A 13,221-nucleotide genomic window follows, 5' to 3' on the forward strand; every position below is an offset into this window, starting at 1 on the left:
ACGAGGAGGTTCCCCGGCAACCCCTGGGGCGAGATCGCCGGGTGGATGGATGGGTTCCCCGGGCCGTCGCTCGCGGCCTACGAGAGCGGCTACCTCGGCTTCGCCCCGCAAAGGGAGCTCGCCGGGCTCGGCGTCGAGTGCGTCGTCGCCGCGGTCTCGAAGATCCCCAGGTCGGCCGCCGACTCGGCCTCCAAGAACGACAGGAACGACGCCGCCAGGATGGCCAAGGCGATACTCGCCCACGACATCTCCCCCGTATGGGTCCCCTCCCCCGAGGTCGAAGGCATCAGGGACCTCGCCGGCGCCTACGACGGGGCGACCGCGCGCCTGGCGACCGCCAAGCAGCGGCTGCTCGCCTTCCTCGCAAAGCGGGGGTTCGTCTACGGCGGAACCACGCCCGCCGGCAACCCGAGGAAGTACTGGACCTACGACTTCCTGAGGTGGCTCGACAAGGTCAGGCCTGAGGACGATGGCGGGGTTCGGGCGCTCGCCGCCCTGAGGAACGAGGTCGAGGCCGCGGCGGAGGCCCGGGCGGACCTGCTCTCCGAGTACAGGGCAGCCGTGGATGCCAGCCCGATCGCCGCGGAGGTGGCCGCCCTCCAGTCGATCAAGGGCTGCGCCTTCGCGCTGGCCGCAGCCTTCTCGGCCGAGGTCGGCGACTTCACGAGGTTCCGTTCCGGAAGGCAGGTCACGGCCTATTTCGGTCTCGCGCCGAGTCAGAGGTCGAGTGGCGACTCCGTGCGGCTCGGAGGCATCAGCGATGCGGGCAACGCGCTCGTGAGGAAGCTGGCCGTTGAGGGTTCATGGTGCTACGCCGCGGCACGGCACCAGCCGAAGCTCATGCCAAGGGACACGGGCGTGCCCCTCGAGATAAGGATGCACGGGAGGAAGGGGTCCGAGCGGCTCCTGCGGCGGCGCGAGGAGATGCTCGCCCGCGGCATGCCCGCGGCGAAGGCCAACGCGGCCACCGCGGCCGAGCTCGTGAGGTGGCTCTGGGCCCTCGGCATGATGTGCCGGGAGGGCGCGGAATAGACATAGCCCCCGTCCCGGCGAGCCGGGCGGCCTTCGGGGATACCCCCTATTTCGCTGTGCGCGCGGAGCCCTCCGCATGCGCCTCGACAGAGTTGGGGAACCCCGCCGAAGGAATGGAGTGCGGGCCGACAGAACGGTATCCGCGGATATGAGACTGAGCCGAAGGCGTCGATGACATGCCGGGGGCGGACCGGGACGGGTTCAACGGCAGGCCCCGCCGACCGATTGCAAGCGGTCGGCGGGACCATTGTGGCTCTTGACAGCGGATTGGGTCATATGAGCGAGCGACGTCCAGAGCGAACAAGTTGGCATGAAAAAGGCAAGGCATAGACCTTCTGGTCATGCCTTGCCTTTTGAATGACAAATTGTCGCTCTGGGCGGCGCGCAGCGTCGACCGGTCCGCCGTTCGTTAGAACGGCGGAACCTAGAGATCCCCGCCGGCTCCCAGTAGCTTGCGCATGACCTGTTCGGGATTAACCGAGCCATCGCGCGGGGCCAGGGAGGTGATCTTCTTCTGCATCTTGTACTCGTGCAGCTCGTCCTCGAGCTGGCGCATGCGGGCGCGGAGCTTTTCGTTCTCGCGCTCGCGCTCCTCGGCACGCTCCTTCATATCGAGGATGCGCACCACGCCGGCAAGGTTGATGCCCTCGTCGGTCAGCTGGTTGATGAGCTCCAGGCGCTCGATATCGGCACGCGAATACAGGCGCGTGTTGCCGCCCGAGCGCTGGGGGTTCACCAGACCCTTGGACTCGTAGACGCGCAGAGTCTGCGGATGCATGCCGGTCAGCTCGGCCGCCACGCTGATCATGTACAGCGGTTTGTTCCTATTGTCCTCGGCCATGCTACCTGACCCCTTTCCGTCTCGTTATCGTCCATCATAAGCCCGCAGGCGTGGGCGTGCACCGCGACCGCCCTAGAACGTCGCCTTGTAACGGTTGACCTTCTCGCGGTAGTCGCGCGTGTCGGCCTCGCGCAGCTTGGTCATGGCATCGCGCTCGTCATCGGATAGGTTCGTGGGAACCTGTACCTTGATCTCGACGAGCAGCGCGCCCGTACGGCCACGGTGCTTAACGTCGGGCGCCCCCATCTCCTTAAAGCGGAACTTCTTGCCCGTCTGGGTACCCGCAGGCACTTTCAAACGGACCGTCGCACCGCCGGGCGTGGGCACGTCCACCGTACAGCCGAGCGCCGCCTCGTAGACCGAGACCGGTACCTCCATGGTCACGTCGGCGCCTTTGCGCTTAAACAGCGGGTGCTCCTCCACATGCGTGGTCACGACCAGGTCGCCGCGCTCGCCGCCGGCGACGCCATACTCGCCGCGACGCTTGTAGCGTAGCTTGCCGCCGTCGACCGCGCCCGCGGGCACCGAGACCGTAATGGTCTGCTGCTCGCCTGTCGAGGGAATGCGATAGGTGACCTTGTGCGTCACGCCGCGAAACGCGTCCTCGGCCGTCACATCGACGGTCAGCGACAGGTCGCCGCCCTTGCGAGCGCGGCTGCGACCCGCGCCGGCACCGGCAGCGCCCGCAGCCCCGGCAAAGCCCGAGCCCCAATCGCTGCCCCAGGCGCCGTTGCCGCTAAAGATGCTGTCGAAGATGTCTCCCCAGCCGCTGGCACCCGCGCCGGCACCGTAGCCGCCGCCATACGCGCCGCCTGCGCCCGGCATGCCGCCAAACATGAGCATCTGGTCGTACTCTTTGCGCTTCTTCTCGTCCGAAAGCGTCTCGTAGGCCTCGCTGATCTCCTTGAACTTGGCCTCGTCGCCGCCGGCGTCGGGGTGATATTTTTGCGCGAGCTTGCGAAACGCGCTCTTGATCTCTTTGTCGGAGGCGCTCTTGGATACGCCCAGGATGTCATAGAAGGTTTTGCCTGCAGCCATCGTAGCTCCTCTCCTGTTTTATCCGTCGCCCAGCGGGCGGCGGTTCATGCTTTCATATGGCACTAGGCCAGAAAGGGCCCCGGGTGTTGCCCCGGGGCCCTTCTCAATTACTCCTCGGTGCTCTCGGCCGTATCGGCCGCAGCATCCTCGGGCGCCGCTTCGGGCTCCGGTGCGGGGCGCTTTTCGCCACCGTAGGTCACCGTCACCATCGCGGAACGCAGGATGCGGTCCGCCATGCGGTAGCCCTTCTGGTACACGTCGTTGACGGTCTCGTCGTACTGCGACGAGTCCTCGACGCGACCCACAGCCTGGTGCTCGAGCGGATCGAACGCCTCGCCCTTGGGGTCGATGGGCTCAACGCCCTCGTGCGCAAACACATCGAGTAGCTTGGCATGCACCGCGTCGACGCCGTCGACGAACTGCTTAAAGTCGTCGGAAAGCTCTTGGCTGCGAGCATGGTCGATCGCGCGCTCGATATCGTCGACCACCGGCAGCAGCGCAGTGACGAGCTTCTCGGTCGCGCGCTCACGCTCGGCGATACGCTCGCTGGCGGTGCGGCGACGGAAGTTCTCCCAGTCGGCCTGCAGACGGGCGGTGCGCTCGGTGGCGTCCTTCGCCTTGTCCTCGGCAGCCTTCTGAGCCTCTGCCGCAGCATCGAGCTCATTGCGCACGTCGGCAAGCTCCTTCTGGGCCTGCTCGAACTTGAGCTTAAAGTCGTTGTCGGCGGCTTCCTCACCGGCGCGGATAGCGGCTTCCACCATCTCGTCCTCGGTCATCGTCGCCTCCTTGTTGGAATCCTCTACCTGGTTCTCGACAGCCTCGGCGGCCTCGGCCTCGTTGGTCTCGGTATCGTCGACGGCCTCTACGGGAATCTTCACGTCCTTCTCCTCAGAGTCAACGGGGGCGGCTCCAACGGCAGCCGCCTCCGTGCGAGCTTTACGGGCGGACATGATTACTTGTCCTCGTCGTCCACAACCTCGTAGTCGGCGTCGACGACGTCATCGTCGGCAGGCTGGGCGCCGGCGGCACCGTCGGTCTGCTGCTGAGCGTCGGCGTAGACAACCTGAGCCAGCTCGTAGGCCACGGACTGCAGGGACTCGCCAGCGGCCTTGATGGCCTCGACGTCAGAGCCCTCGAGCGCCTTCTTGGCATCGGCGATAGCGGCCTCGGCCTTGGACTTCACGTCGGCGGAAACCTTGTCGCCCAGCTCGTTGAGGGTCTGCTCGGTGGAGTAGCACAGGCTGTCGGTCTGGTTGCGGACCTCGACCTCTTCCTTCTGCTTCTTGTCCTCCTCGGCATGAGCCTCGGCGTCCTTGACCATACGATCGACTTCTTCGTCGGACAGAGCGGTGGAGCCGGAAATGGTGATCTGCTGCTCCTTGCCGGTGCCCTTGTCCTTAGCGGAGACCTTGACGATGCCGTTGGCGTCGATGTCGAAGGTGACCTCGATCTGCGGCACGCCGCGGCGGGCAGCCGGGATACCGGTCAGCTGGAACTTACCGAGCGACTTGTTGTCGCGGGCAAGTTCGCGCTCGCCCTGGAGCACGTTGATCTCGACGCTGGTCTGGTTGTCGGCAGCGGTGGAGTAGATCTCGGTCTTGGAGGTCGGAATCGTGGTGTTGCGGTCGATCATCTTGGTCATGATGCCGCCCATGGTCTCGACGCCCAGCGACAGCGGGGTAACGTCGAGCAGCAGGATGCCCTCGACGTCGCCGGTGAGCACGCCGCCCTGGACGGCAGCGCCGTCGGCAACGACCTCGTCGGGGTTCACGGACATATTGGGCTGCTTGCCGGTCATGGTCTTGACGAGCTCCTGGACGGCGGGCATACGGGTGGAGCCGCCGACGAGGATGACCTCGGTCAGATCGGAGAGCTTAAGGTTAGCGTCGCGCAGGGCGTTGGTGACAGGCTGCTTGCAGCGCTCGAGCAGGTCGCGGGTGATCTTCTCGAACTCGGCGCGGGTCAGCGTGTAGTTGAGGTGCAGCGGGCCGGACTGGTTCATGGTGATGAACGGCAGGTTGATAGTGGACTGCTGGGCGGCGGAGAGCTCCTTCTTGGCGTTCTCGGCGGCCTCCTTCAGACGCTGCAGGGCCATGGGGTCCTGACGCAAGTCGACACCGTTCTCCTGCTGGAACTTATCGGCCATCCAGTCGATGACGCGCTGATCCCAGTCGTCGCCGCCCAGGTGGTTGTCGCCCGAGGTGGACAGAACCTCAAACACGCCGTCGGCGAGGTCGAGGATGGAGACGTCGAAGGTACCGCCGCCCAGGTCGAAGACCAGGATGCGCTGGTCGGAGCCCTGCTTGTCCAGGCCATAGGCCAAAGCGGCAGCGGTCGGCTCGTTGACGATACGCTTAACGTTGAGGCCGGCGATCTTACCGGCGTCCTTGGTGGCCTGACGCTGGGCGTCGTTGAAGTAGGCCGGGACGGTGATGACGGCGTCGGTGACGGTCTCGCCCAGATACTTCTCGGCGTCGGCCTTCATCTTTGCGAGCGTCATGGCGCTCACCTGCTCGGCGGTGTATTCCTTGCCCTCGATGTCGACGACGGCACGGCCACCCTGGCCCTCCTTGACCTCATACGGCACGGTCTTGAGCTCGGAGGTGCACTCGGAGTACTTGCGGCCCATGAAGCGCTTGATGGAGAACACGGTGTTCTTGGGGTTGGTGACCGCCTGGTTCTTAGCGGCCTTGCCCACGACGCGGTCGCCGTCGGCACGGAAGCCCACGACAGACGGGGTGGTGCGGTCGCCCTCGGCGTTCACGATGATGGTCGGAGAACCGCCCTCGAGAACGGCCATTGCGGAGTTAGTAGTACCAAGGTCGATACCAAGAATCTTGCCCATTAGAAATTCCCTCTCTCTTGTGCGTTTGCACCGACTCGGCGGTCTGCCAAGCGGTCTTTCGGTTTGTCTTTCAGGATGTAGTGTATCCCCTTATGGACCGGAATATACAAAATCTAAGTCAATTCATATAAGATTTCTTATCACTTAGAGTTTAGGTTCTCGAATACGCAGGTAGATGCGCTGATTGAGTTCTCGGCAAATCTATCGAGATCTATGTAGAGATGGCTGAGGTTTGGGCCGGGGGTGCTTGGGGCTGCTTTACGGAAAGCTCGTCCCGGTTTGAGCGTGGATTCCGGGTCGTAGTTTCCGTCTGAAGGCTCAACCGGAAACTGTATCCCGTTTTGAGAGCTAATACCGGGTCGCAGTTTCCGCTAGCGGGCCCAACCGGAAACTGCGACCCGTTTTTCGACCAGATAACGGGATGCGCTTTCCGAAAGCCCACTCAATTGCTCAATAATTCGAGTCACCTTTAGCTAACATTTGCACAGCTCACCAGCCTCACCTGTGCGTTTCTTAGTAAGCCGTGGCATACTCGGCGAATGGTATGAAGATGCCGGCCAGAGGGTATTGCAAACGGTCGCTCACGTGGTATGTTTTTGCCCGAATCAAACCGGCGCGCATCGCCTGTAGCGTCGGTCAACAGAGAGGAAACTACCATGGCTCATCCCGTAATTGATGCCGACGAGTGCATCGCTTGTGGCGTTTGCGTCGACTCCTGCCCCGCTGGCGTTCTGGAGCTCCAGGACGTCGCTACCGTTGCTGACGAGGACTCCTGCGTCGCCTGTGGCGCTTGCCAGGACGCTTGCCCCGCCGGCGCGATCACCGAGATCGTCGAGGAGTAACAACTCCCCCACTTGCACACTCACAAGTACACCGTGCACAAAAAAGGAGGCCTCCGCATCGCCGCAGAGGCCTCTTTTTTGTGCGGATAGCTAATTTGGCACCGTCGCAGGTTGAGCATAAGTCAGCGAAAACGCCCCTAAGCGAGCAAGGTGACGCGAAAGAGAAGAGAAGCGTACTTTTGTACGCGACCGACGATTGAACGTCAGATTGCCGCTTAGGGGCGTTTGCAGCGTCGGCTACGACAGATCGTCTTCGTAGGGCATCAGGTCTGCCAGATAGCCCTTCTCCTTGAGCATAGCCTCGATCTCGTCGAGGGCTTGCTCATCCTCTGCCGCGATGCGATGGAAGTGATAGCCGCTCGTCACCGTTAGTAGTGGAAAGCTCTTGCCGCTCTCGATATCGTGCAGGTAGCGCTCAACATCGCGACGATTGCGGATGTCCAGGTCGGCCGTGATCTTACCGTACACGCGGTGGTTGACGATTACGTTGAGCACGGCGCCTCCGGCGTCGACGATACTCGTGAGCTCATCGCCTGTCTGCTCCACGCTATGGCGAACCTTGACCAGGCGCGTGGGCACGGCGGGGCTGCTGGGGGCCTCCTGCAGCACGTAGCCGCGATTGGTCGCCACGATATCGTGCCCATCGGCGCGCAGCAGGGCGATGTCTTGCACGACAACCTGGCGGCTCACACCCACCTCGCGAGCAAGCGTACTGCCGGAGACGGGGTCTTTGGCTCGCTCGAGCACGCCCATGATGGCACGGCGACGCTCGCGGGCGTCCATTATTTACCGTCCAGCAGACGCAGGTGCTTAAGCGAGAGGTCGAGAATCGGCGCAGAGTGCGTCAACGCCCCCGAGCTAATAAAGTCAACGCCCAGGTCGGCAAGCGCACGGATATTGCCGGCATCCACGTTGCCCGAACACTCGGTCTTGGCGCGACCGGCAATAAGCTCAATCGCGGCAGCCATGTCATCGTGGGTCATGTTGTCGAGCATGATGATGTCGGCGCCGGCCTCCACGGCCTCGCGCACCATGTCCAGGTTCTCGCACTCGATCTCGACCGTCGCGGTAAACGATGCATGGGCGCGCGCCATCTCGATCGCACGCGTCACGCCGCCGGCGGCGTCGATGTGGTTGTCCTTGAGCATGACGGCCGTCGACAGGTTGTAGCGGTGGTTGCTGCCGCCGCCGATCTCGACCGCGGCCTTCTCGAAGACGCGCATACCCGGCGTGGTCTTGCGCGTGTCGACGAGCACGGTCTTGGTGCCCTCGAGCGCCGCAGCCATCTGGTGCGTATAGGTAGCGATACCGCTCATGCGCTGCAGGTAGTTGAGCGCCACGCGCTCGCCCGAAAGCAGCACGCGTGCATCGCCGCGTACCTGGCCCACATGGTCGCCGGCGTGCACCTCGTCGCCATCGGCAACGTCAAACAGCACCGAGCTCTGCGAATCCAGCAGCTCAAAGGTACGAGCGAACACATCCAGGCCCGCGATGATGCCATCGGCCTTGGCGATGAGCTCCACCGTGGCGGGACGCGCCGTGGGGCACACGCTCGCCGTGCTCACATCCTCAAACGTAATGTCCTCGCGCAGAGCCTGCAAAATCAGATCATCGACGACGAGCTTCATGGTAATGGGGTTCATGGTCTACTCCTCCACGGCCTGCGTGCCGGCGGCACGGGCCAAATCATCGATTGCCAGGGTGTCGGCGCTCAGGGCGCGATGACGGCCATCGAGCGCGGGCTCGCCCGCCTGCTCCACGGCGAGCGACTGGCCGGTACGCATGTGCCACGCGGCGCGACGACCCCAGACCAGCGCCTCGAGCAGGCTGTTTGATGCAAGGCGGTTCTTGCCGTGAACGCCGTTGCAGGCCGTCTCGCCGGCGGCGTAGAGCTCGGGCATCGAGGTGCGGCCGTCCTTGTCGATCCACACGCCGCCCATAAAGTAGTGCTGCGTGGGTGTGACGGGAATGGGCTCGTCCAAGATGTCGCGGCCGTCCTCCAGGCAGCGTGCGCGAATGTTGGCAAAGTGTCCGGTTACCACGTCGCGCTCAACGGGGGCAAAGCTCAGCCACTCGTGCTCGGTACCATCCTGCTTCATCTGCTCGCGAATAGCGGCGGTGACAACGTCGCGCGGCTGCAACTCGTCGGTAAAACGCTCGCCGGCGGCGTTAAGCAAAATCGCGCCCTCGCCGCGGCAGCTCTCGCTGATCAGGAAGGTGCGGCCCGGCTGCGGCGAGAACAGTCCCGTGGGGTGAATCTGCACGTAGTCCAGGTGCTCCATCTTAATGCCATGCTCCTGGGCGATGTAGCAGGCATCGCCCGTGAGCTGCGGATAGTTGGTCGAGTGGTCGTACACGCCGCCGATGCCGCCTGTCGCCCACAGCGTGTGGCGGGCATGGATCTTAAACGGCTCGCCGGCATGCACGCCCTCGGCGGCATTTGCCAGCTCGTCGGCGGGGCGAACCGAGTTGTCCTCGTCCACGGGAACGGCGACGACGCCGAGGCACGCCGTGGCGCCATCACGCTCGCCCGTCAGAATGTCGGTCATGGCCACGTGCTCCAAAATCTGCACGTTATCCAGCTTGCGAACGGCCTGGAGGAGCTTGGTCGTGATTTCCTTGCCCGTAATGTCGGCATGGAAGGCGATGCGCGGGCGACTGTGCGCACCCTCGCGGGTAAAGTCGAGGCTGCCGTCGGCCTTGCGCTCAAAGTCCACGCCCATGGCCAGCAGGTCGTTGATGACCGAGCGGCTCGAGCGGATCATGATGTCGACGCTCTCGCGGCGGTTATCGTAGTGGCCGGCGTGCATGGTGTCCTCAAAGAAGGCGTCGTAGTCAGAGCCTTCGGGAAGCACGCAGATACCGCCCTGCGCGAGCATCGAATCGCACTCGTCGACAGCACCCTTGGAGAGCATGATCACGCGCGTGCTCGTCGGCAGATTGAGGGCCGCGTATAGGCCCGCCACGCCGCAACCGGCAATGACGACATCGCACTCCATGTCGGGGCATTGTTTGGTTTCCACAGGAATCCTCTCCCTTGCAATGTGACATAAGGGATGGTCCCTCATGTCACATCGTTCTAGCGCGCCGCGTATTCGAGCATGCGGTCGAGCGTGAGCTTGGCCTGGTCGGCGGCTTCATCCGACACGCCGATCTGCACCTCGCCCTCGCCCGTCTCCAGGCAGCGCACGAGCTTTTCGAGCGTGATGAGATCCATGTTGACGCAGGTGGGCTGCACCGCGGGGAAGTAGAACTTCTTGCCGGTGCCCTGGCAGCGCCGCTCGAGCTCGTAGAGCACGCCGCGGACCGTCACGATGATAAACTCGCTCGCGTCCGACTCCTCGGCATACTTGATGATGCCGGCAGTGGAGCCGATGTAGTCGGCCTCGGCCAGGACGTCGGCCTTGCACTCGGGGTGCGCCAGCACGAGCGCGTCGGGGTGCGCCTCCTGTGCGTCGACGATCTGCTCGACGGTGATGATGTGATGGCGCGGGCAGTAGCCGTTGTTGAGGATGACGTGCTTTTGGGGCACCTGCTCGGCCACAAAGCGACCCAGGTTCTGGTCGGGAATGAACAAGATGTGCTGCTGCGGCAGCTCGGAGACGATCTTGACGGCGTTAGAGCTGGTAACGCACACGTCACTCCAGCTCTTGATCTCGACCGTCGAGTTGACGTAACACACCACGGCCAGGTCGTCGCCATATTCGGCGCGCGCCGCGTCGACCGTCTCGTGCTTGACCATGTGCGCCATGGGACAGTCCGCGCCCGGCTCGGGCAGCAGCACGGTCTTGGTGGGGTTGAGCAGCTTGGCGCTCTCGCCCATAAACTCCACGCCGCACAGCACGATAGTCTGCTGCGGCAGGCTCTTGGCGAGCTTTGCCAGGTAGAAGCTGTCGCCGACGTAATCGGCCACAGCTTGAACCTCGGGCGCCACATAATAGTGCGCCAGAATCACTGCGTCACGTTGGGTTTTTAGCCGATGAATGGCCTCGACGAGCTCTGCGGGCACCAGTGCCGCGCGCTCCGTTGCCGTCGTTGCCGATGCCAGGCCGGCCGCGATATCGCGTGCAAGCTCCGATGCATCCATGTTCGCGCTCTGTGCCATCAAGGCCCCTCTCTTTTGGCGAATCTTGGGGCTTTAGTATGCCACCTGGCTTTACAGCTGACAAGACAGCTGTAAAGCCAGGTGTAAAGTTGGAATAAGGATTCAATCTTGGGGCGGGTCCATTTTCGAACTGGCAAGCTGAGGACAGTCGAGCTCTCGATAACGCAGGAGGCATCTTTGGACGGCCGCCGCGCATGGTCGACGGCATGCCCGTAGCCGGGCACACCGGACACGGCTTTGGCACCAGGAGCATTAAGCTTGCCGTCGAGCGCATGAACGGCAACTGCCAGTTTCGCATTCACGGCAATCGGTTTGAGCTTCGTGCAGTGATGTAAGGGCGCGACAAGTCGGCGCCGCGCTCGACCCATCAGGACCGCCTTGCCGGCGCCAGTCCGCTACAGCGGCGCGGCGGCCGGGGTCAGCTGCTTGATGTAGGCCCACATGCGCTGCTTGGCGGCTCTGTCAGTGAGCGCGGCCTCAAAGCCGTCGAGCGCGAGTACGCGACGACCCTGCACGTGGGCGACCAAGCCGGGCTTGAGCATGGCGGTATCAAAGTCGTCGATTGCCACGAGCATGTCTGCGTAGGTCTCGCGCATGGTATCGGCCGCGCGATCGTCCAACAGCAGGACCGCCTCGGGGTCCAAGGCCTCGAGCGCCTCGCGGAACAGCTCGCACGGCAGGTCCTCGCCCGCCGCAACCGCCCCGTCGCCCGCGCCGGCAACACTTGCCAGCACGCAGAAATCCTCGGGCGCGTAACCGATGGCGCCGAGCGCCTTACGCAACGCGGCGCCGTCTGGACCGGCAGCCAGCTCGCCACCCGCACGCTCGGCATCGTCCAAATCACCTTTTACCAGCACAATCGGCGAGCACGCGTTACCCGCGATACGCACGCCGCGACCCGCGAGCGATGCGAGCTCCTGCTCGGCCGCCTGGGCGATGGCTTCTTTTTTCTGGCTTTGTGACGTGGGCATGCGCTCTCCAATCGTTTGAATGCCCACCATTATATAAAAGAGCCGCCCGCGAGTGGTTGCATTGCGGGCCGTTGGGTATAAGCACGGTCGTACTGAGTTTTACGCGGCCGAGCCGCGTCGCACTATGGAGGTCACCATGGCTGACATTAAGCAGATTACCCCCGAGAATTTCGATTCCGTCGTTAACGGCAGCCTTCCCGTGCTGGTTGATTTTTGGGCACCGTGGTGCGGTCCCTGCCGTTCGCTCTCGCCCATTGTTGACGAAGTGGCCGACGAGCTGGCCGGCAAGATTACCGTCGCCAAATGCAACGTCGACGACAATCAGGACCTGGCCATGAAGTTTGGCGTTATGAGCATCCCCACGCTGGTTGTCTTTAAGAACGGCGAGGAAATCGACCGCTCCGTCGGTGCGCTGCCCAAGGCCAGGCTGCAGGCGCTGCTTGAGAAGCACCTGTAATACGCCGGTCATTTGTTGCCGTCCATGAGTGGTTTTGTGCCGCTCGCCGGAGAGCCGGGTGTTGCGCCCGCGACCACGGATAGTATGGTAATCACAAACAGCCCCCAGTGAACGGGTGCGGGTCAGACGGACTCGCACCCGTTTTCTTATGCGGCGATGCGTAAAGCGGGCGTAGTAGAATCTGAACCACTGATTAGACCCGTACAAAAGGAGATTCCCATGCATGACGTCGGAATGAACATGAGCCAGCTTGCCATGAGCGTCAAGCAGGTCGACGACACGATCGAGCTCGCCCACGAGTGGAGCCATCAGCTGCTGCATGCGACCGAGAACTTTGACATGGAGCGCATTGGCGCCAAGCTCGAGGCCGCCATGGCGGCGCTCCACGAGGCGCACGACGCACTCGAGGGCTACGAGGAGGCCATCGAGGCCGACCATAACTCCGTTGGCTCCGTAAAGCTGGTGTAGCGTGGCCGAGCACGAGCACGCCTGCGAGCACGAGCATCCGCACGGGCCGACCGGCGACGTGGGCTGCCGTTGCAGCAGCTCCGCCTCCGAGCTGGTCCGTTTTTCGGTCACCGCGCCCGACGACCTGTTGCGCCTCTTTGACGAGCAAATCGCGCGCCGCGGCGACGTTGCCAACCGCTCCGAGGCCGTGCGCGACCTGATTCGCGCCTCCATTGCCAAGGAGCAGATGCGAACGCCCGACGAGCAGGTCATCGGGTCGCTCACCATGATTTACGACCATCACACCGGCGACCTGACGCGCCGCCTGGACGAGGTGCAGCACGACTACACCGACGAGATTGTCTCGACCATGCACGTGCATCTGGACCACCACAACTGCTTGGAGATTCTGGCGCTTAAGGGTCGCGGCGAACGTGTCTACGAGCTGGCCGACCGTCTGCTGGGCCTGCGCGGCGTTAAGCACGGCGAGCTCACCTGCGCCGCCACCGAGCAGAGCCTGGGGCTGTAGCGGGTCTTTGCGCGGCGCACCTGCCAAGAAGGGACAGGTTTGTTTTGGCAGGTTTAACGTTTTACCTACCAAAATAAACCTGTCCCTTTTTGGCAGGTCTCGATGAAGGAGGGT

15 protein-coding genes are annotated in these 13,221 nt (G+C 63.4%); 6 read left to right on the top strand and 9 right to left on the bottom strand.

What is annotated here, in order from left to right:
• Positions 1–1,032 (top strand): IS110 family transposase (locus ACQQ92_RS00985; RefSeq protein WP_427795564.1); only part of this gene is annotated, 1,032 nt, incomplete at its 5' end.
• A gap of 424 nt (positions 1,033–1,456) precedes the next feature.
• Here the strand turns inward: ACQQ92_RS00985 and ACQQ92_RS00990 are convergent.
• The 4 genes from ACQQ92_RS00990 to dnaK all read right to left on the bottom strand — a co-directional run bounded on the left by ACQQ92_RS00990 (position 1,457) and on the right by dnaK (position 5,756).
• Positions 1,457–1,873 (bottom strand): heat shock protein transcriptional repressor HspR, encoded by a 417-nt coding sequence (locus tag ACQQ92_RS00990; protein ID WP_427719306.1) that lies wholly within the window; start codon positions 1,871–1,873, stop codon positions 1,457–1,459.
• 72 nt (positions 1,874–1,945) lie between these two features.
• Positions 1,946–2,911, bottom strand: coding sequence for a DnaJ C-terminal domain-containing protein (locus ACQQ92_RS00995; RefSeq protein ID WP_154518131.1), 966 nt, complete (start codon positions 2,909–2,911; stop codon positions 1,946–1,948).
• A gap of 107 nt (positions 2,912–3,018) precedes the next feature.
• Positions 3,019–3,861, bottom strand: a complete 843-nt coding sequence (locus tag ACQQ92_RS01000) for a nucleotide exchange factor GrpE (RefSeq protein ID WP_427795565.1) — start codon at positions 3,859–3,861, stop codon at positions 3,019–3,021.
• A 2-nt stretch (positions 3,862–3,863) separates the two neighbouring features.
• Entirely contained in the window at positions 3,864–5,756 is a 1,893-nt protein-coding gene (gene dnaK / locus ACQQ92_RS01005) for a molecular chaperone DnaK (protein ID WP_427795566.1), read from the bottom strand.
• 590 nt (positions 5,757–6,346) lie between these two features.
• Here dnaK and ACQQ92_RS01010 point away from each other — a divergent pair.
• Positions 6,347–6,598, top strand: a complete 252-nt coding sequence (locus ACQQ92_RS01010; protein WP_158564522.1) for an indolepyruvate ferredoxin oxidoreductase subunit alpha — start codon at positions 6,347–6,349, stop codon at positions 6,596–6,598.
• 237 nt (positions 6,599–6,835) lie between these two features.
• Here the strand turns inward: ACQQ92_RS01010 and ACQQ92_RS01015 are convergent, their stop codons facing one another.
• Genes ACQQ92_RS01015 through nadA form a run of 4 tightly spaced genes read right to left on the bottom strand, consistent with a single transcriptional unit; the run spans position 6,836 to position 10,703 of the window.
• Positions 6,836–7,381, bottom strand: a complete 546-nt coding sequence (locus ACQQ92_RS01015) for a transcription repressor NadR (protein WP_427719302.1) — start codon at positions 7,379–7,381, stop codon at positions 6,836–6,838.
• Positions 7,381–8,241: a carboxylating nicotinate-nucleotide diphosphorylase gene (nadC, locus tag ACQQ92_RS01020; RefSeq protein ID WP_427794080.1), complete on the bottom strand. Its 861-nt coding sequence runs from the start codon at positions 8,239–8,241 to the stop codon at positions 7,381–7,383. Before nadC ends, ACQQ92_RS01015 begins: the two co-directional genes overlap by 1 nt.
• Before the next feature lie 3 nt (positions 8,242–8,244).
• A complete protein-coding gene (locus ACQQ92_RS01025; RefSeq protein ID WP_427794079.1) occupies positions 8,245–9,621 on the bottom strand; it encodes an L-aspartate oxidase in 1,377 nt (458 codons plus the stop codon).
• A 56-nt stretch (positions 9,622–9,677) separates the two neighbouring features.
• Positions 9,678–10,703, bottom strand: a complete 1,026-nt coding sequence (gene nadA, locus ACQQ92_RS01030) for a quinolinate synthase NadA (RefSeq protein WP_427794078.1) — start codon at positions 10,701–10,703, stop codon at positions 9,678–9,680.
• Positions 10,704–10,897: 194 nt separating this feature from the next.
• Between nadA and ACQQ92_RS01035 the strand changes: the two genes are divergently transcribed.
• Positions 10,898–11,038 carry a hypothetical protein gene (locus ACQQ92_RS01035; protein WP_427794077.1) on the top strand — a complete coding sequence of 47 codons (141 nt, stop codon included), beginning with the start codon at positions 10,898–10,900 and terminating at the stop codon, positions 11,036–11,038.
• A 60-nt stretch (positions 11,039–11,098) separates the two neighbouring features.
• On the opposite strand, the gene ACQQ92_RS01040 is transcribed toward ACQQ92_RS01035, so the two are convergent.
• Complete coding sequence (locus tag ACQQ92_RS01040; protein ID WP_427794076.1) at positions 11,099–11,674, bottom strand: hypothetical protein; 576 nt, start codon at positions 11,672–11,674, stop codon at positions 11,099–11,101.
• A gap of 136 nt (positions 11,675–11,810) precedes the next feature.
• Between ACQQ92_RS01040 and trxA the strand changes: the two genes are divergently transcribed.
• From trxA to nikR, 3 genes are all read left to right on the top strand, one after another.
• Positions 11,811–12,131 (top strand): thioredoxin, encoded by a 321-nt coding sequence (trxA, locus tag ACQQ92_RS01045; protein ID WP_154518161.1) that lies wholly within the window; start codon positions 11,811–11,813, stop codon positions 12,129–12,131.
• Between the two features lie 219 nt (positions 12,132–12,350).
• Entirely contained in the window at positions 12,351–12,599 is a 249-nt protein-coding gene (locus tag ACQQ92_RS01050; protein WP_006235225.1) for a hypothetical protein, read from the top strand.
• A 1-nt stretch (position 12,600) separates the two neighbouring features.
• Positions 12,601–13,107, top strand: a complete 507-nt coding sequence (gene nikR, locus ACQQ92_RS01055) for a nickel-responsive transcriptional regulator NikR (protein WP_427794075.1) — start codon at positions 12,601–12,603, stop codon at positions 13,105–13,107.
• Positions 13,108–13,221 lie beyond the last annotated feature (114 nt).

It is taken from the genome of Collinsella sp. SGI.241, assembly GCF_050312955.1.
In the GTDB taxonomy this organism is placed as follows: Bacteria; Actinomycetota; Coriobacteriia; order Coriobacteriales; family Coriobacteriaceae; genus Collinsella.

Excerpts from the sequence above, each read along its gene's own strand:
- nadC (WP_427794080.1), bottom strand. The coding sequence starts at position 8,241 with ATGAACCCCATTACCATGAAGCTCGTCGTCGATGATCTGATTTTGCAG.
- ACQQ92_RS01010 (WP_158564522.1), top strand. The coding sequence starts at position 6,347 with ATGTTTTTGCCCGAATCAAACCGGCGCGCATCGCCTGTAGCGTCGGTC.
- ACQQ92_RS01035 (WP_427794077.1), top strand. The coding sequence starts at position 10,898 with ATGGTCGACGGCATGCCCGTAGCCGGGCACACCGGACACGGCTTTGGC.
- trxA (WP_154518161.1), top strand. The coding sequence starts at position 11,811 with ATGGCTGACATTAAGCAGATTACCCCCGAGAATTTCGATTCCGTCGTT.
- nadA (WP_427794078.1), bottom strand. The coding sequence starts at position 10,703 with ATGGCACAGAGCGCGAACATGGATGCATCGGAGCTTGCACGCGATATC.
- ACQQ92_RS00995 (WP_154518131.1), bottom strand. The coding sequence starts at position 2,911 with ATGGCTGCAGGCAAAACCTTCTATGACATCCTGGGCGTATCCAAGAGC.
- ACQQ92_RS01040 (WP_427794076.1), bottom strand. The coding sequence starts at position 11,674 with ATGCCCACGTCACAAAGCCAGAAAAAAGAAGCCATCGCCCAGGCGGCC.
- ACQQ92_RS01050 (WP_006235225.1), top strand. The coding sequence starts at position 12,351 with ATGCATGACGTCGGAATGAACATGAGCCAGCTTGCCATGAGCGTCAAG.
- ACQQ92_RS01000 (WP_427795565.1), bottom strand. The coding sequence starts at position 3,861 with ATGTCCGCCCGTAAAGCTCGCACGGAGGCGGCTGCCGTTGGAGCCGCC.
- ACQQ92_RS00990 (WP_427719306.1), bottom strand. The coding sequence starts at position 1,873 with ATGGCCGAGGACAATAGGAACAAACCGCTGTACATGATCAGCGTGGCG.
- dnaK (WP_427795566.1), bottom strand. The coding sequence starts at position 5,756 with ATGGGCAAGATTCTTGGTATCGACCTTGGTACTACTAACTCCGCAATG.
- ACQQ92_RS01015 (WP_427719302.1), bottom strand. The coding sequence starts at position 7,381 with ATGGACGCCCGCGAGCGTCGCCGTGCCATCATGGGCGTGCTCGAGCGA.